The 17,155-nt window shown below is 72.1% G+C and carries 17 protein-coding genes; 5 read left to right on the top strand and 12 right to left on the bottom strand.

All coding sequences use genetic code 11. The features are described from left to right. Position 1: 1 nt before the first annotated feature. The 5 genes from AB0G11_RS13480 to AB0G11_RS13500 all read right to left on the bottom strand — a co-directional run bounded on the left by AB0G11_RS13480 (position 2) and on the right by AB0G11_RS13500 (position 6,588). On the bottom strand, positions 2-1,690 hold the full coding sequence (locus tag AB0G11_RS13480) for an ABC transporter ATP-binding protein (RefSeq protein ID WP_357585934.1): 1,689 nt from the start codon (positions 1,688-1,690) through the stop codon (positions 2-4). Next, positions 1,687-2,481 carry an ABC transporter permease gene (locus tag AB0G11_RS13485; protein WP_219503693.1) on the bottom strand — a complete coding sequence of 265 codons (795 nt, stop codon included), beginning with the start codon at positions 2,479-2,481 and terminating at the stop codon, positions 1,687-1,689. Before AB0G11_RS13485 ends, AB0G11_RS13480 begins: the two co-directional genes overlap by 4 nt. Beyond that, positions 2,478-3,431, bottom strand: coding sequence for an ABC transporter permease (locus tag AB0G11_RS13490; RefSeq protein ID WP_219503696.1), 954 nt, complete (start codon positions 3,429-3,431; stop codon positions 2,478-2,480). Before AB0G11_RS13490 ends, AB0G11_RS13485 begins: the two co-directional genes overlap by 4 nt. 1 nt (position 3,432) lies before the next feature. Continuing rightward, positions 3,433-4,980, bottom strand: a complete 1,548-nt coding sequence (locus AB0G11_RS13495) for an ABC transporter substrate-binding protein (protein WP_357585936.1) — start codon at positions 4,978-4,980, stop codon at positions 3,433-3,435. 123 nt (positions 4,981-5,103) lie between these two features. Continuing rightward, a complete protein-coding gene (locus AB0G11_RS13500) occupies positions 5,104-6,588 on the bottom strand; it encodes a serine hydrolase domain-containing protein (RefSeq protein ID WP_357585937.1) in 1,485 nt (494 codons plus the stop codon). A gap of 119 nt (positions 6,589-6,707) precedes the next feature. Between AB0G11_RS13500 and AB0G11_RS13505 the strand changes: the two genes are divergently transcribed. Then, the gene (locus AB0G11_RS13505; RefSeq protein WP_357585938.1) at positions 6,708-7,784 is read left to right on the top strand and encodes an alpha/beta hydrolase; all 1,077 of its coding nucleotides are present in this window, start codon (positions 6,708-6,710) and stop codon (positions 7,782-7,784) included. 9 nt (positions 7,785-7,793) lie between these two features. On the opposite strand, the gene AB0G11_RS13510 is transcribed toward AB0G11_RS13505, so the two are convergent. Beyond that, a complete protein-coding gene (locus AB0G11_RS13510; RefSeq protein ID WP_357585940.1) occupies positions 7,794-8,753 on the bottom strand; it encodes a GntR family transcriptional regulator in 960 nt (319 codons plus the stop codon). 171 nt (positions 8,754-8,924) lie between these two features. Here AB0G11_RS13510 and AB0G11_RS13515 point away from each other — a divergent pair, with 171 nt between their 5' ends. Beyond that, entirely contained in the window at positions 8,925-10,280 is a 1,356-nt protein-coding gene (locus AB0G11_RS13515) for a carotenoid oxygenase family protein (RefSeq protein ID WP_357585942.1), read from the top strand. A gap of 17 nt (positions 10,281-10,297) precedes the next feature. Here the strand turns inward: AB0G11_RS13515 and AB0G11_RS13520 are convergent, their stop codons facing one another. Next, positions 10,298-11,269, bottom strand: a complete 972-nt coding sequence (locus tag AB0G11_RS13520; RefSeq protein ID WP_357585944.1) for a phosphotransferase — start codon at positions 11,267-11,269, stop codon at positions 10,298-10,300. Positions 11,270-11,342: 73 nt separating this feature from the next. Here AB0G11_RS13520 and AB0G11_RS13525 point away from each other — a divergent pair, with 73 nt between their 5' ends. After that, positions 11,343-12,221, top strand: coding sequence for an aminoglycoside phosphotransferase family protein (locus tag AB0G11_RS13525; protein WP_357585946.1), 879 nt, complete (start codon positions 11,343-11,345; stop codon positions 12,219-12,221). Here AB0G11_RS13525 and AB0G11_RS13530 read toward each other — a convergent pair. Further along, on the bottom strand, positions 12,212-12,736 hold the full coding sequence (locus AB0G11_RS13530) for a MarR family transcriptional regulator (RefSeq protein ID WP_357585948.1): 525 nt from the start codon (positions 12,734-12,736) through the stop codon (positions 12,212-12,214). The two genes, AB0G11_RS13525 and AB0G11_RS13530, sit on opposite strands and share 10 nt — an antisense overlap. 103 nt (positions 12,737-12,839) lie before the next feature. Here AB0G11_RS13530 and AB0G11_RS13535 point away from each other — a divergent pair, with 103 nt between their 5' ends. After that, positions 12,840-13,349, top strand: coding sequence for a cupin domain-containing protein (locus AB0G11_RS13535; protein WP_357585950.1), 510 nt, complete (start codon positions 12,840-12,842; stop codon positions 13,347-13,349). A gap of 170 nt (positions 13,350-13,519) precedes the next feature. Here AB0G11_RS13535 and AB0G11_RS13540 read toward each other — a convergent pair whose 3' ends face one another. The 3 genes from AB0G11_RS13540 to AB0G11_RS13550 form a co-directional block, all read right to left on the bottom strand. Next, positions 13,520-14,158 (bottom strand): DsbA family oxidoreductase, encoded by a 639-nt coding sequence (locus AB0G11_RS13540; RefSeq protein ID WP_357585952.1) that lies wholly within the window; start codon positions 14,156-14,158, stop codon positions 13,520-13,522. Further along, positions 14,155-14,544: a RidA family protein gene (locus tag AB0G11_RS13545; RefSeq protein ID WP_357585954.1), complete on the bottom strand. Its 390-nt coding sequence runs from the start codon at positions 14,542-14,544 to the stop codon at positions 14,155-14,157. Before AB0G11_RS13545 ends, AB0G11_RS13540 begins: the two co-directional genes overlap by 4 nt. Positions 14,545-14,690: 146 nt before the next feature. Next, the gene (locus AB0G11_RS13550; protein WP_357585956.1) at positions 14,691-15,137 is read right to left on the bottom strand and encodes a hypothetical protein; all 447 of its coding nucleotides are present in this window, start codon (positions 15,135-15,137) and stop codon (positions 14,691-14,693) included. Positions 15,138-15,556: 419 nt separating this feature from the next. Here AB0G11_RS13550 and AB0G11_RS13555 point away from each other — a divergent pair, with 419 nt between their 5' ends. Then, complete coding sequence (locus AB0G11_RS13555; RefSeq protein WP_357585958.1) at positions 15,557-16,594, top strand: WD40 repeat domain-containing protein; 1,038 nt, start codon at positions 15,557-15,559, stop codon at positions 16,592-16,594. A gap of 222 nt (positions 16,595-16,816) precedes the next feature. Here AB0G11_RS13555 and AB0G11_RS13560 read toward each other — a convergent pair. After that, positions 16,817-17,155 (bottom strand): glycoside hydrolase family 18 protein (locus AB0G11_RS13560; RefSeq protein ID WP_357585960.1); only part of this gene is annotated, 339 nt, incomplete at its 5' end.

The raw sequence follows: 17,155 nt of genomic DNA on the forward strand, positions 1-17,155 counted from the left end.
CTTATCCGCCATCGCTGGCGCTAGCTACCGAAGTATGAGAATCCGCAAGAACGGGCACAGATCGCAGAAGCCGGCGCGTGTAGTCGTGCGCGGGCGCGTCCAGCACCGCGCCCGCCTCACCGGCCTCCACCACCTCGCCCCGCGACAGCACCACCAGCCGGTCGGCCATCTGCCGCACCACGGCCAGGTCGTGGGTGATGAACAGCATGGCCGTGCCGATCCGGCGCAGCAGCTCCAGCACGTGCGCCTGCACCGACACGTCCAGCGACGCCACGGGCTCGTCGCAGATCAGCAACGACGGGCGCACGGCCAGCGCGCGGGCGATGGCCACCCGCTGCCGCTCGCCGCCCGACAGCGCCGCCGGCCGGCGCCCGGCGTAGGAGGCCGGCAGCCCGACCTCCTCCAGCAGCTCGGCCACGGTCGGCCGGGTCTCCGGCGCGCCCTGCCCCGCCGCCTCGGCCAGCGCCGCGCCCACCGTCATCGCCGGGTTCAGCGACGTGGACGGGTCCTGGAACACGCACTGCACCAGCCGGTGGCGCGGCCCGTCCCCGGCCAGCTCGACCGTGCCGGAGTCGGGCGTGACCAGCCCCAGCACGCAGCGAGCCAGCGTGGTCTTGCCCGACCCCGAACCGCCCACGACGCCGACCGTCTCGCCCTGGCGCACCTCCAGGCTCACACCGCCGAGCGCCACGTGGGAGCCGTACGCCTTGCTCAGGCCGGACACCCGCAGCACCGGCGGGCCGGCCGCCTGGCGGCGGGCGCCCGTACCGGACGGGGCCGGCCGGGGGCGCACCTGCGTGACGCAGGCGGTCAGCCGCCCCGACGGCAGCGCGCGCAGCGGCGGCCTGGCCTCCACGCAGGCGGCCTCCGCCTGGTCGCACCGGGCGGTGAACGCGCACGCCCCGCTCACCTCCCCGGCCGGGGGCACGCCGCCGGGGATGCCCTCCAGCCGGGCCAGCCGCCGCTCCACCGTCGGCACCGCCGCCAGCAGCCGCGCCGTGTACGGGTGCGCCGCGGCCCGGCCCAGCTCGGCGGCCGGGCCGTGCTCGACGATGCGGCCGGCGTACATGACGGCCACCCGGTCGCACAGCTCGAACGCCACCCGCAGGTCGTGGGTGATGAGCAGCACGCCCATGTCACGCGCCCGCTGCACCCGCCGGACGAGCTGCAGGATCTCGTGCTGGGTGGTGGCGTCGAGCGCGGTCGTCGGCTCGTCGGCGATCAGCAGCTCCGGGTCGCCGGCCAGCGCGGCGGCCAGCGCCACCCGCTGCCGCATGCCGCCCGACAGCTGGAACGGATGCCGCCGCGCCACCGACGGGTCGTCGATGCCGACCTCGGCCAGCCGTTCGGCGATCGGCACGCGCGAGCGCGACGACTCGGCGATGTGCGCGCCCGCCGTCAGCAGCGGGTTGAGCATGGCGAACGGGTCCTGCATGAGCAGCGACAGCCGCCGCCCGCGCACGGTGCGCCACACCCGCTCGGGCGCGCCGATCAGCTCCCTGCCGTCGAGCGTGATGGAGCCCGTCGCCCGCAGCCCCCGGGGCAGCAGCCCGGCCATCGCGCGGGCGGTCAGCGACTTGCCGCTCCCGGACTCGCCGACCAGGCCCACGGTCTCGCCCGGCGAGACCTCCAGGTCCACCCCGTCGACGATCAGCCCGGTCCCGGAGACGCGCAGGCCGGTCACCTTCATCGGCCGGCTCCTTTCGACATCGACTCGAACGCCCGGTCGCCCAGCAGCGTCGCCGCGCAGGCGACCACGGTGATGAGCGCGGCCGGGGCGATCGAGGCCCACGGGTTGAGGTCCAGGAGCTGCCGGTTCTCCTCGACCATGAGCCCCCAGTCCGGGGTGCCGGCCGGCAGGCCGATGCCCAGGAACGACAGCCCGGCCAGCGCGACCAGCGCCCCGGTGAAGCTGAGCAGCGCGTTGGCCACCACGGTCGGCGCCAGGTTGGGCAGCAGGTGGCGGAACATGATCCGGCCCGGCCGCAGCCCGAGCGTGCGCGCCGCCTCGGCGTAGGCCAGCTCCCGCTGGGCCAGCGTCAGGCTGCGCACCACCCGGATGTCGCCCGGCGTGAACAACACGGCCATGGCCAGCACCGCCCACCCGTAGCCGCCGCCGAGCACGCCCACGAGCACGATCAGCACGAGCAGGCCCGGCATGGCGATCGCCAGGTCCACGACCCGCATGAGCACCGCGTCCACCCAGCCCCGGTGGTAGCCGCTCACCAGCCCGAGCGCGGTGCCGAGCACGGTGGTGAACAGCGCGACCAGCACCGGCCAGAACAGCGCCGAGCGGGCCCCGGTCAGCAGCCGCGACAGCACGTCACGGCCCAGGTCGTCGGTGCCCAGCCAGTGGGCGGCGCTCGGCCCGGCCGCGCTCAGCGCCAGGTCCTGCGCGGCCGGGTCGTACGGCGCCAGCCAGGGCCCGGTCAGCGCGGCCACCGCCGCCAGGCCGAGAATCGTCACCAGCACGGCCCTCATGACGCAGCCCCCTGCCGCACGCGCGGGTCGACCACCAGGTAGGCCAGGTCGATCAGCAGGTTGACGACGACCACGATGACGCCGCCGAGCAGCACCAGCGCCTGCACCACCGGGATGTCCTTCTGGCCGACGGCGCCGATCAGCAGCGACCCCAGCCCGTGCAGGCCGAACGCCTGCTCCACGAAGACCGACCCGGTCAGGTTGGCCGCCAGCAGCAGCCCGCCCACGGTCAGCACCGGCAGGGCGGCGTTGCGCAGCGCGTAACTCGTCCACACGCGCCGCCTGGGCAGGCCGCGGGCGCGGGCGAAGGTGAGGAAGTCGGAGGCGGCCAGGTCCAGCGCCGCCGCCCGCATCTGCCGGACCACCAGCGCGGCCTGCGCCGCCGCCAGCGCGATCGCGGGCAGCGTGAGATGCGTGATCCGCTCGGCGAACGTGTCGCCCACGCCGAACACCGGGAACCAGCCGAGCTGGACGGCGAACCCGTACAGCAGCAGGATGCTCAGCGCGAACGACGGGATCGACAGCGCGGCCAGCGCGCCGAGCGTGATGCCCTGGTCGAGCCGCCCGCCGCGGCGCATCGCGGCCAGCAGCCCGGCCGGGACGCCGACGGCGACGGTGAGCGCCAGCGCGTAGGCGGCCAGGCTCGCGGTGACCGGCAGCCGGTCGGCGATGACGCTCACCACCGGCTCCCGGGAGTAGATCGACGTGCCGAAGTCGCCCTGGAGGGCGTCGCCGAGCCAGCGCGCGTACCGGACCGGGAACGGGTCGTCCAGGTGATACTGCTCGCGGATGGCCGCCCGGGTCTCCGGCGTGGACGGCCGCCCGCCGAGCAGCACCTGTTCCGGCCCGCCCGGCGAGGCCAGCAGCAGCCCGTACGTGAGCGTCGACAGCACGCCCAGCAGCAGGACGGCGGCGCCGAGCCGGCGGCCGAGGAGCTTGAGCAGCGCCATGTCAACGGCCCGCCGGGCGGATCGCCGCGAACAGGTTCATGGTCCACGTGTGGAGCGAGGCGGTGTACTTCTCGTTCAGCGCCGCCGCGTTGTCGGTGTGGAACAGCGGCACGTACGGCACCTGGTCGGCGATCTCCTTCAGCAGGTCGGTGACCTGGTCCGTGCGGGCCTCGCCGGTGGCCGAGACGAGCGCGTCGAGCTTCTCGTCGGTGGCGGCCGAGCCGTAGCCGGAGAAGTTGAAGCCCTGCGGCTCGGCGGAGGCGCGGCTGACCATGTCGGGCAGCACCTCGATCGGCTCAGGCGTGCCGTAGGCCAGGGCCACGTAGTGGACGCCGAGCCGGTCGTGCTCCATCATCCGGGCCGCGTACTGGTCGGACGGGGCGGGCTCCAGCTTGAGCGTGATGCCGATCTTGGCGAGGTCGGCGGCGACGGCCTGCATGACGGTGCCCGTGTCGCCGCCGCTGGCGTAGGGCGCGGCGAGCGTGAACCCGTCCGGATGGCCCGACCTGGCCAGCTCCTCCTTGGCCTTGGCCGGGTCGTAGGCGTGGACGGGCACCGGGGGAGGGGCGTCGCCGTAGACGGCGGTGAGGATCGGCTCGGGCAGCAGCGCGTCGGCGGGGCCGCCGTGCCCGGCCGTCATCAGGTCGGAGATCGCCTTGCGGTTGACCGCGTGCGCGATGGCCCGCCGGACGTGCACGTCGGCCAGCGGCCCGTTCTTGACCGCGAGCGACAGGTAGCTGATGTTGTTGCCGGGGTAGAAGATCGTCTTGACGCCGGGGAGCCCGGTCCACTTGCGCGCGTCGCGGGTGTTGAGGTCGGCGGTGCCGTCGATCTCGCCCGACCGCACGGCCAGCCGCAGCGTCTCGGGGTCGCCGATGCTCTTGACCTCGACCCGGCGCAGCGCGGGCTTCGGCCCCCAGTAGTCCTCGTTGCGCTCCAGCAGCACGCCGGAGGTGAGGGAGAACCGGCTCACCTTGTACGGGCCGGTGCCGAGCGTGCCGACCTCGGGGCTGCCCAGGTCCTGGGGATGCGGTTCGGCCAGCTTGCGGGGGACGATCTGCCAGGCGATGGCCGAGACGGCCAGGAACGCCGGGGCCGGGCGGCTCAGCGTCACCTTCACCTGGTCGTCGCCGACCGGCTCGACCTTCTTGACCATGGTGAAGTAGGAGGCCGCCTGGGAGGCCACCTTCGGGTCGAGGTGGCGGCGCAGCGAGAACGCGGCGTCGTCGGCGGTCAGCGGGCTGCCGTCGGTGAAGCGCACCCCCTTGCGCAGCGTGAAAAGGTAGCTGGCCGGGTCGGGCTGGGTCCACCCGGTCGCCAGGTGGGGCGCCGGCCGCCCTCGTTCGTCGAGGGTGACCATGGTGTCGAGGACGGCTGTCTGGACCAGGGTCGACGGGCTGTTGAAGCCGTGCGCGATGTCGAGGCTGCTGGGCGGCGAGGCCGTGGCCCAGACCAGCGTGTCGGCAGGCGGCGGGGTGGCGCCGCCTGCCGAGCAGGCGGTGAGGAGCAGCAGCACGGCTGTCGCGGCGGCGGTCTTCGCAGGAGTCATGTGACCACCTCGGAAGCTGAGTGGCGGGGACAGTCGGACGCTAGAAGCCGGACCGTCCCCGTTCACTGACCGGGCCGCCAAAACCCGCGACCCCCGCCTGGTTGCGCAGGCCAACGAGTGCGCTCAGGCGAACCGGAACCCGCGCAGGCCGCCGCCGCTGATCAGCAGGGCCCCGTCCGCCTCCCGGAGCGTGAACGGCCCGGCCTGCCACAGCCCCGCGGGGGCGGGCTCGACCGGCAGTTCGAGCGTGCGGCCGACGCGCAGCACGCCGTCGCGCACGCTCGCCCGCGCCTCCAGCTCGCCGCTCCACCACTCGCCCTCGGGCGCCGCCTCGCCGGTCGGCGCGGCGGCGGGCCGGAACGTGGTCGGCGGCCGGGCCGCCAGCATCGAGCCCAGGACGAGCGTGTCGCCGGAGCACTCCAGCCACTCCCGGTCCTCCTCGCCCTGCCCGTGCCAGCGGCCGTCGGCGCCCGGGACGAACGTGCCCACGCCGGACACCTCCACCCCGTCGTCGCCGTGCTTGAGCGTCAGCGTCAGGCCGGTGACCGGGTCGTGCCAGTGCTCGTGCGCGGGCGGCGGCAGCGTGCCCGGCTCCCGCCCCGGGTCCGCGAGAGGCTCGCCGAGCAGCAGCTTGGCCAGGCGCTCGGTCAGCGCGAGCGGGTCGATCGCGCGCTGGTTCGACAGCACCGCCACGCCCACGCCCTCGTCCGGCAGCACGAGCAGGTCCGACAGGTAGCCGTGCATGCCGCCCGCGTGCCCGAACGCCGGCCGCCCGGCGACCTCGTAGTGGTAGACGCCGAACGCGTACGGCAGCGTGGTGCCGTCGGCCAGCACGGCACGCTCCAGCAGCGCGTCGCGCAGGTCCGCGCCGAGCACCCGGCCGTCGGTCAGGAAGCCGAACCATGGGGCGAGGTCGCGCACGCTGGTGACCATGCCGCCGTCGCCGACCGCGCTCTCCTGCGTGTCGGCCCGGCGCGTCGGCCCGTCGACGTTGGCGTAGCCGTACGCCATCCGCTCCACGGGCAGCGTCGCGTCGTCGCGGAAGATCGAGTCGTCCATGCCGAGCGGCCCGAACAGCCGCTCCCGGGCGAACTCCGCCAGCGACCTGCCGCTGACCCGGCGCACGACGACCGAGGCCAGCACGTACCCGGTGTTGGAGTAGGTGAAGTCCGTGCCCGGCTCGAACGTCGTCCCGCGGAACCGGGCGATGACCTCCAGCAGGCGCTCCTCGGTCATCTCGGCGAGCGGGTGCCCGGTCAGCGCCATGACCGTGTACCACTCCGGCAGGCCGCCCGTGTGCTGGAGGCACTGCCGCAGCGTGACGGGAACCTCCAGGCTCAGCTCCGGCACGTGCCGCCGCACGTCGTCGTCCAGGCCGAGCGCGCCGTCACGGGCCAGCAGCAGCACGCACGCGGCGGTGAACTGCTTGCTCGCGCTCGCGATGTCGAAGCGGGTGTCGGCGTCGATCGGCACGCCGAACTCGACGCACGCCGTGCCCGCCGCGGCCGTGGCGACCGCCTCGCCGCCGGAGTAGACGGCGACGGCCAGCCCCGGGGTGCCGGGGGTGACGAGCGAGGACACCTCTTTCTTGACCAGTTCGAGATTCATGCCCGACAGTATGGCCAGCGGAGCACGGCCGCCCGTTGGCGTGCGCGACCACGCGCGCGGGCGGATGTTTGGCCAGAAGTCCGACGACCGCGCGGGGCTCGCCGCCTAGTTTCCACCGCATGATCCGAGCCCTGCTCATCACCCTGCTGGCGGCCACGCTGCAGGTCCCCACCGCGGCGTCCGCGTCCGTCCCCCAGCCCGGGTCCACGGCCGTCCCGGTGCTGCCCGCGCCGACCGGGACGCACCCCGTCGGCACCGTCTCCCGGGACCTGCTCGACGCCTCCCGCCCCGACCCCTGGGTGGCCGCCGAACGCCGCCGCCTCATGGTCACCGTGTGGTACCCGGCCACCCGCGCCTCCGGCGCCCGCGCCCGGTACGTCACCCCCGAGGAGTCCGCGCTGCTCCTGGCCGCCCAGGGGCTGCCGCCCGGCGACCTGCTGAGCCGGATCCGCGGCCACGCCCGCACCGGCGCCCCGCCCGTGCCCGGCAGGCGCCCGCTCGTCGTCCTCTCGCCCGGCTTCGGCCTGCCCCGCTCGTCGCTGACCGTCCTCGCCGAGGACCTGGCCAGCCACGGGTACGCCGTCGCCGCCGTCGACCACACCTACGAGTCGGCCGCCACCACCTTCCCCGGCGGGCGCACCACCACCTGCCTGGCCTGCGGGATCGAGGACGCGCCCGGGCTCGTCCCGGACATCCGCGCCGCCGACGTGTCGTTCGTCCTCGACCGCCTGATCCGGGACCGGCGCCTGCCCGTCGACCCGCGCCGGATCGGCATGGCCGGGCACTCCATCGGCGGCAACAGCGCCGCCCACGCCATGACCGCCGACCCCCGCATCGACGCGGGAGCCGTCCTCGACGGGGCGTTCGTCGTCCCGCCGCCGCCCGGCGGCCTCGCCCGGCCGCTCCTGCTGTTCGGCACCCCGGACGTGCCCACCTGGGCGGAGAACTGGCCGCTGCTGACCGGCTGGAAGCGGTGGGCCGAGGTGGCCGGGTCCGAGCACGACTCCTTCACCGACTTCCCGGTGCTCGCCGAGCAGCTCGGCCTGCCCGCCGGCAGCCTGGCCGGGGTGCGGGCCGCCGCGATCACCCGGGCGTACGTGCGCGACTTCTTCGACGTCCACCTGCGCGAGCGCCCCGCCACCCTGCTGAACGGCCCGTCCGCGGCCTACCCGGAAGTGACCTTCCGCACCGGCTGAAGCGGCTCGTCAACGCGGAGGATCAGCGCGCCGGTGCTGCCGTCCGATCTGGACCGCGGCCCCGTCGAGCAGGAGCTGGAGCCCGGCCTCGAAGAACGCGGTCAGGTCGAAGCCCAGCCGGTCGTCGATCGGCGCCGTGCCGGTCGGGAGCGCGGCGCGCAGGGACGGCAGGTGGGCGACGTACCACTGGTCGGGTGACAGCCCGGTGTGCCGCTCCGCGTCGCGTTGCGCCTCGAGGTTCGTGGCCGTCCCCCGGACGTGGTTGGCCACGGCCCACCACACCAGGCGGGCCGCCTCGGGGTCGAGCCCGAGCTCCAGCACGGCGCTCATGCCCCAGGCGCCGAACCTGAGCAGGTGGGGCAGTGGCTGCGGATGGGTGAGCGACATGAGCCGGGGCAGCCAGGGATGCCGCAGGTAGAGACGCCACTGCAGCCGCGCCGCGAGCTCCAGGTGGGCCCGCCAGCCCGGGGGCGGCTCCTCGGGCAGCTCCAGCTCGCCGAACGCGGTGTCGGCCATGAGCGCGGCCAGCTCCTCCTTGCCGCGCAGCAGTCCGTACAGCGACATGGTGGGCATGCCGAGCTTCGCCGCGATGGCGCGCATCGACACCGACTCGAAGCCCTCCGCGTCGGCGAGGGCGATCGCGGCGCGTACGACCCGGTCGCGCTCCCCGTCGGGGCCGGTCGCCGCAGGTCGCGACCGGCGCGTCCGGCCCTCCCCGGACCGGGGCGCGCCCGGCGCGGGGTCGGCCACGACGGTGCCGACGCGGGGGACGGCCACCACCCGGCCCTGCCGGCGCAGGGTGTCGAGCGCCTTGGTGGCGGTCGCGGTGGCCACGCCCCACTCCGCGGCGGCCTGCCTGATGGACGGGACGCGGTCGCCCGGCCGCAGTGCGCCCGTGTCGATGCGCCGCTGGATCTCCCGCACGATCCGCAGGTAGGGCGGCGCGGAGCCGCTCCCCGTTCGCCGCATGCCGATCGCCTCCTGTACTAGGGCAGTTGTGCGCCTGCCGCAGCAGCCGGATTCCGCCTGGTGAACCGCTCGCTCCCTGGCCTAGTGCATTACCGCGGCCTCGGTCGCCGCGTGACGCCCGGCTGTACCGTCTCGCTTCGTACACCGTACAGCCGATCGACCGAGGTGAGCATGGACCGCTACGACCGTTACCTTCACGGGCCCTTCGCCCCCGTCAAGGAGGAGGTCACCGCTTACGACCTGCCCGTGACCGGGCGGCTGCCCGCCGAGCTGAACGGCCGCTACCTGCGGCTGGGCCCGAACCCGCTCGGCGTGGAGGACCCCGTCACGCACTTCTGGGCCTTCGGCGCGGGCATGGTGCACGGCGTGCGGATCCGCGACGGCCGGGCCGAGTGGTACCGCAACCGCTGGGTGCGCTCGGCGGAGGTCGCCGACGCGCTCGACCGGATGGAACGCGGCCTGGAACCGCCCGCCTTCCTGCCGCCCTCCCCGAACATCCACGTGCTCCGCCACGCCGGACGCACCCTCGCCCTGTCGGAGGCGGGCGGGCCGCCCCACGAACTCGGCTACGACCTCGACACCGTCGGCGAGTGCCCCCTGGCCGCCACCCGCGAGGGCTCCAGCGCCAACGCGCACTCCAAGGTCGACCCGCGCACCGGCGACCTGCACTCGCTCGCGTACCTGCTGGGCCGCCCGTTCGCCCAGCACGTCGTCACCGACCCGGCCGGGACGGTCACCCACGTCGCCGACCTCCCGCTGCCCGGCGACCTGCCGTTCCTCCACGACTTCGCGCTGTCGGAGAACTTCGTGGTCGTCTTCGACATCCCGCTGACCTTCGACATGGACGCGATGCGCTTCCGCTGGAACCCCGCGCACCAGGCCCACGTCGGCGTCCTGCCCCGGACCGGCGGCCAGGTCCGCTGGCTGCCCGCCGAGCCCTTCTACGTCAGCCACGTCCTCAACGCCTACGACGACGGCTCGACGATCACCGTCGACCTGATCGCCGCCGACGGTCCCGTGGACGTCGCCGACCCCGGCGGCATCAGCCCCAGGCTCGACCGCTGGCGCATCGACCTGCGCACCGGACGGCTGGAACAGCGGTGCGTGGACGACCGGCCCCAGGACTTCCCGCGCGTGAACGACGCCTACGCCTCCCGGCAGCACCGCTACGGCTACTCCGCCGTCACCCCCGTGTACGGTATGCAGTTCACGCCCAGCGGCCCCCACCCCGACGACGCGTTCACCAACGCGCTGGTCAAACACGACCTGGTACGGGGCACGACGGAGGTGCACGGGTTCGCGCGGGACGCCGCCGTCGGCGAGGCCGCCTTCGCCCCGGACCCGGGCGACACCCAGGGCGCCGAGGACGCCGGCTACCTGATGGCCTACGTCGCCGACCCCGAGCGCGGCGCCTCCGACCTGGTGATCCTGTCCGCGCAGGACTTCACCGGACCGCCCGTGGCCCGCGTCCACCTGCCCGTACGCGTACCGCTCGGATTCCACGGCAACTGGATCCCGGACGCCTGACCACCCGGCCGGCGCCGTCAGGGGCGTAGCCGGCGGAACAGCTCCACCCGCGCGCGGGCGTACGCGATGTCCTCCTCGTCGTGCTTCACCCCCGAGCGCACGGCCTTGGCGAAGTAGGCGTGCTCCCTGCGGAGCTTGTGCCTGACGAGCTGGGCGAGCGACTCCTCGTCCAGGTGGCCCGCCGTGCCGCCCGCCTCGTGGTAGGCGGCCACGAACACCTTGCTCGGCCCGGTCAGGTCGTCACCCCATTCCAGCGCGGCGGCGGCCAGCTCCAGCTCGGGGGCGCCGACGAAGGACTCGTCCCAGTCGTAGACCGCCACGATCCGGCCGTCCCTGACGAGCGTGTTGCCGGTGTAGTAGTCGCCGTGCAGGGGGTGGCGCACGGGGTGCGCGGCATGGAAGGCGACCAGCCACCGGTCCAGCTCGGGATCCTGGAGGTCGGGGTCCCCTGACGGGGGCTCCAGGCCGGGGTTCTTCGGCTCGGGGTCCTTTGACTGGCGCTCCAGGCCGGGCTCTTTCGGCTCGGCTTCGGGCCGGGGCGGGGGGCCGTACAGGCCGGACTCCTGGAAGGCGGGCACCGGGCGGGGGCCGGGGCGGAAGCCGGCGAGTGACTGGTGAAGCCGGGCCAGCAGCCGCGCGCCCGCCTCGCGCTGGGCCGGGACGTCGGAATCCGCCCAGGAGCCCTCGACATACGGCCAGCAGGAGATCGGCCGGCCGGCCACGACGACGACCGTCGCCGTCCCGTCGGCGGTCGGCAGCGGGGCGACGGCCTCGGGGAGGCCGGCGGCGGCGTGCCGGGCGATCGCGTGGCACCATTCCGACTCGGCGGCGGAGCGCCCTGCGGGGCCGACGCGGATGACGTGGCCGTCGAGGCGGTACGCGGCGGACTCCTCACCGCCGTGCAACCGCTCACCCTCTCCCGTGACCCCCCAGGCCAGGGCCACGGCTTCGCGGATCTCGCGGGTCAGCGGCGTCTTGGCGTAGATCATCCCGCCAACCTATACGCTTGCATGTCGCAAGTGCGTCCATGTCGCGAGAGGGCGAGGAGCCCGTGGACAGCCGGTGACGGAAAGGACAGCCCGCGTTCTCATGCAACTCCCGCCGTCGCATCGCGCTCTGCTGAGCCGCCTGCTGCCGGGCGTCACGCCGGAGGACCTCACCGTCCGTCAAGGACAGTTCCACCAGGTGGTGATCGGCGCGGACCGTGTCGTGTGCCTGCCGCGCACCGACGCCGCGGCCACCCGGCTGCCGCACCGGGCCGCCATTCTGCGCCTGCTCGCCGCGCTCGATCTCGGCTTCGCCACGCCTCGGCCGCTGGAGGAAGGCAGCGCAGACGGGCTGCCCTACCTCGTGCTCAGCCGCGTTCCCGGGGCCCCGCTGGAGGCCGAGGCGCTCGAAGATCCCCAGGTGGCCGAGGCCGTGGCGACGCAGTACGTCACGCTGCTGACAGCACTGGCCAGGAACGGCGCCTCGGACCAGGTGCGAGCGGCTCTGCCGGCGCCACGAGACCGATGGCGGCGGTTCGCGGCGGACGTCCGCGCCGAGCTGTTCGGGCTCATGTCCGACGGCGGGCGTCAGCGGGCCGAGCGGGAGCTCGCCGCGCTCGACAGCCTTCCCCATCTCACTGACGCGGTCGTGCACGGCGATCTCGGCGCCGAGAACGTGCTGTGGGAGCGCAAGGACGGGCTGCCGGTGCTCAGCGGCGTGATCGACTGGGACGAGGTCGCGATCGGCGACCCCGCCGAGGACCTGGCGGCCGTCGCGGCCAGTTACGGCGCGAGCTTCCTGAACCGGGTTCTCACCCTGGACGCCCGGCCGGGCAGCACGATGACCGCCCGCATCGCCGTCATCCGTGCCACCTTCGCCCTGCAGCAGGCCCTGTCCGCCCACCGGGACGGCGACGAGGAGGAACTGGCGGACGGCCTGGCCGCCTACCGCTGATCAGCGGGCGGGCCGGTGTCGGCGGGGGTGTCGCCGTGAGACTCCAGCAGCCCGGCGAGCGTGGCCTCCAGGCGCCGGCGTTCGCCGGCGTCGAGGCTCTCCACGAGGCGGGCCTCGTTGGCCAGGTGGAGGGGGAGGACCCGGTCGATCAGCTCAAGACCGTGCGGCGTGAGGCGGATCCTGACCGAACGCCGGTCGTTGGCGTCGGGCGTCCGGGTGACCAGGCCCTTGGCGGCCATCCGGTCGACCCGCAACGTGATCGCCCCGGTGGTGACGAGGGACGCCTTGAGGAAGGCCTTCGCGGTCAGCTCGTACGGCTCTCCTGAGCGTCGCAGCGTGGACAGGACGTCGAATTCGCCGGGCTCCAGGCCGTGCTCGCCCAGGAAGTCCTTGATCTCCTTGTCCCAGAGCCGCGACAGCCGCATGAGCCGCCCCACGATGCCGATCGGCGAGACGTCGAGGTCCGGCCGTTCGCGCCTCCACTGCTCCAGCACCGACTCCACCGCGTCCGCCATGCATCCTCCACCCGCATATAGCCGAGCGCTCATTTAATTGACGCTCACGTAAGTGCTGGTTATCTTAGCACTCACCTAATCTGCCCTCGTGCAAGGAGTGCGCATGTCCTACCCCGATCCTCGCTACTTCGGCGAACACGGCGAGATCAACGCCACCTTCCGTCCCGCGACCAGCGCGCCCGACTTCATCTCCCCGCCGGTCGCCACCGACGGCCCCACCGTCGCGCAGGGCACCGCCTACCACTACCTGTCCACCACCGTCTCCACCAGCAGTGAGTACGGCCTGTACCGGGTGGACATGGGCCCCGAAGTCAGCGGGCCCAGCACCCACTTCCACAAGGCGATGTCGGAGTCGTTCTTCATCCTGTCCGGCACCATGCGGCTGTTCGACGGCCGGCAGTGGATCGACGCCACCTCCGGCGACTACCTGTACGTGCCGGTGGGCGGCCTGCATGCCTTCCGCAACGAATCCGGCGAACCCGCCTCCATGCTCATGCTCTTCGCCCCCGGCGCACCGCGAGAGGGATACTTCGAAGGCGTCACCGAGCTGGGCGGCCTCAGCGAAGAAGAGCGCGCGGAGTTCTTCGTCCGCCATGACAGCTTCTTCGTCTGAAGCCACCGCCTGCTTTCCTTCACCGGCGCCACCCCCGCCCCGGCGAAGGCCGCTCGGGGCCTTGAGAGGCCGCGAGCGCCACGGCCGCCTTGCTCAGCAACCCCTCCGTCGTGGACACCACGGCCGCCTTCCTCAGCAACCCTCCGTCGTGAGCACCACGGCCGCCTTCCTCAGCAACCTTCCACACCGCAGGAGGTCTTCCCGGAAGCCTCCACTGCCTTGATCGCTTCGAGTCTGTCCAGGACCTCGCGGAGCGCGTCAGGCCGGGGAACCCCCTCGATCCGGTACGTGCCGTCGACGATGATCGTCGGGACCGAGCGGATCTGCAGATCCTGCGCCTGCTGAAGCGCGGCCCGATGCGCCTCGCCGTACCGGCCGTCGAGGAGCGCGGCACGGAACTCCGCCGCGTCGAGGCCCAGCCCCGCGGCCAGGTCCGCCAGCACGTCCAGGTCGCCGATGTCGAGGCCGTCCTCGAAGAACGCCCGCAGCAGCCGGTCGTTGTACGCCTCGGCGTCGCCGTGCTCCCTGGCGTACTGGTAGCCCTCGAAGGCCAGTCGCGTGTACGGCTGAGGCGAGACGTCCGGCAGGTGGATGCCGACACCCATCCGTTCGGCCATCGGGTAGATCGTCTGCTTCCAGATGTTCTGGAGGTAGGCGCCCTCGGGCTCCAGCGTCGGAACGGGCTCGGGACGCAGCTCGAACGGCATCCACTCGATCTCGACGTCACGCCCGGCGACGGCCTCCTGAATCGGCCCCTTGGCCAGCAGGCAGAACGGGCAGACGTAGTCGGACCAGATCTGGATCTTCATGACCGTGCCACGGCGGTCGCGTCGACCTCGATCTGCCAGTCGGCCTGGGCGAGGCGGGAGATCTGGATCAGGGTGTCGGCGGGGTAGGGCTGGGTGAAGAACTCTTTGCGCAGTTTGATGATGGTGTCGAGGTTGGGTTCGAGGTCGGTGACGAGGATGGTGACCTTGACGGCGTCGGCGAGGCTGGATCCGGCTTCTTTGAGGACGCGGTCGAGGTTGGTGAAGGCCTGTCGGGCCTGGGTTTCGAAGTCGTGGCTGACGGTGACGCCGTTGTGGTCGAAGCCGGCCTGGCCGGAGGCGAAGACGAGGTCGCCGACTTTGATGGCTTGTGAGATGGCGTAGGGCTCGTACCAGTCGGGGGTGGTGCTGATGCGTTCGCGCTTCATGACATCTCCTTGCATGTACGTACATGTTTTGTCCGTGCAAGAAGATGTTGCATGTACATGTATGCACTTGTCAACCCAGATCGCCTGGGCGGTGGCCGGGAAGCCGGCGTTGCTGAACCCTCGCGCCTACGCCCCGCGCGGACCGGTCAACTGGGCGAAAGCGCCGGACACGGCCGACGTCCCCTGCACTGCTCCTCCGCGCACCCGGGAACCTTCTCCAGCTCATAACCCTGCTCCGGAGTGCCGATCGCGGTGAACACGATCTTGTAGCACCGCTCGTACCACTCGGTGCCGAGCATCATCCCCGCCTCAACCGGAACGGAGGTCGAGATGACCAGGGTCCGCCCATCGGGGCGCGCCGCCTTGGACGCCCACCCACCGGCCGCGGCCTGCCACGAACTCCCCGCCGGATCCCGCCGGAGCGCCTGGCTGACCAGCTCTGCCCGGCTGCTGAGAGCCCGTTCGGCGCGATCCTCGATCTGGGACTCGAGCATCGCGCTGAACACCATCAACGGGGCGACCACGATCAAGAGCGCCGCAACGATCACCCCCAGGCCGACCATACGGCGCCGTACGGGATCCTCGGAACTCATTCCGCCTCGCCATCGATAAGGAAGTGCACCTGTCGAAAACGCCGCCGAAGTCACCCTCTCCCGCCCTGGCAAAGTTTACGGGAGATGCATTCCATTCCGGAACGGCACGAAACCGAGGGCTTGAACTATCCGATGGTGTGCAACGGTTGAGCATGGCAGAGTGATCGTCAACATCTCCGCCGCCTCCAACCTCAATTGCGATCGCCCATAGAAGGCGGCGGATACGACACGAGGTCAAGGAGAACAGAACAGTGACCGATGCCGACCGGCGATTCCCGGCTACGCCATCGGCGCACACCCTGCGGGCTTCAGCGATATCAACCGCCACAGCTTCGCCTCCGACAGCACATAGGGCAACACGCTCACACCGCCGGAGCGTGCTGATAGTGGCCTGCGCAGTGGTCGTAACCCTTGCCGTGATGCTCTCCGTCAACGTCGGCCCCGGTCCTGCCAGCCACGGCGACGCAGTCATATCCATCGCAACCGGCCAGGTAGACGGACGGCCGATCGCCATATCCACCGGCAGGGACGCAGTACGGATATGGGACCTGATCACGAGAAAGCAGGTCGGCGGCTTGACCATAGAAGAAACGGCCGATGAGCCGTTGACCGGCTACGAACGTATCCTCTCGATCGCGGTCGGCCAGATGGATGGCCGGCCGATCGCCCTCTCCGGTGGATTGGACGCCACGATACGGATATGGGACCTGACGACGAGACGACAAATCGGAGACCCGCTGACTGGTCACGAGCGTAGCGTCGTCTCGGTCGCGTTCGGCCAGGTGAACGGTCGCCCGGTCGGCATCTCCGCCGGTAAGGACGCCACGATACGGATATGGGACCTGACCACCAGAAAACAAATGGGAGACCCGCTGACCGGCCACAGCGGCACCATCGCTTCGGTCATGGCGAGTGAGATGAACGGCCGGCCGGTTGTAGTCTCAGGCGGCCGCGACGGCACGGTGCGAATATGGGACCTGGCCACCGGAAAGCAAATCGGCGACTCGTTGACCGGCCACAAAAGCAACGTCACGTCGGTCGCGGTCGGTGACGTGAATGGCCGACAGGTCGTCGTGTCGGGCGGCTGGGAAGGCACAGTGCGGTTATGGGACCTGGCCACCGGAAAGCCGATCGGAGACCCGCTCCTCGCCCACGAACCCGCCGGAGGCCCAGTCGTGATCACACAGATGAGCGGTCGCCCGGTCATCGTCTCCGGAGGCGTGGACCACACGCTGCGAGTATGGGACCCGATCACCAGAGCGCAGATCGGCGAACCACTGACCGGCCACGACTGGGCTATCAACGCCATCGCGGTAACTCAGGTGAACAGCCGCTTGATCGCCGTCTCCGGCGGCGAGGACCGCACGGTGCGAACATGGGACTTGATCACCAGGGAGCAGACCGGAGAACCGCTCGTCGGCCACGAACCCGGCATCACCCCGGCCGGGCTCCAGTAAGCCGAAAGGGCGATCAGCCTTACGCTCCTATCCGCGCACGCGGAGAACGCGCCGTTGCCACCACTGCTCAGAATGAGAAGTGGTCACTGTGGTCGAAATCGCCGCAGTCGCCGTGTCGTTCCGTACGCAACGCAGGAGCCGTGGCTCCTCTCCCTGACCGCGGCCGGATGCCGCGATTAGGGAGAGTCGCCACGAACCAGATCAGAGCTGACGGACGGTCCTCTAGCGCAGGACCCTGTACAAGGCGGAGGTGAGGGAGGCCTTGGCGCCGTCGCCGTCGATGGACCACATCATGTAGCCGCCCAGCTTCTTGTGCCGGATGTAGGCGGCCTTCTGCAGCATCACCGTCGGGTCGTCGTACGTCCAGAACTCGTTGCCGTCGTACAGCCACACGGCGCCGGTCCTGAGGTCGCGGTAGCGCTTGCCGGGCTTGGCGAGGATGTCCTTGTAGTCCTCGGAGCCGGCCTCCCACTTGCCGGGGGCCGCGCCGGTGGCGGGCTGGTACACGCCGTCCCGGGCGGGTCCGGCGGGGACTCCGGTCCAGCCCTTGCCGTAGGCGGG

This window comes from Nonomuraea sp. NPDC023979 (assembly GCF_040639085.1).
Lineage (GTDB): Bacteria > Actinomycetota > Actinomycetes > Streptosporangiales > Streptosporangiaceae > Nonomuraea > Nonomuraea ceibae.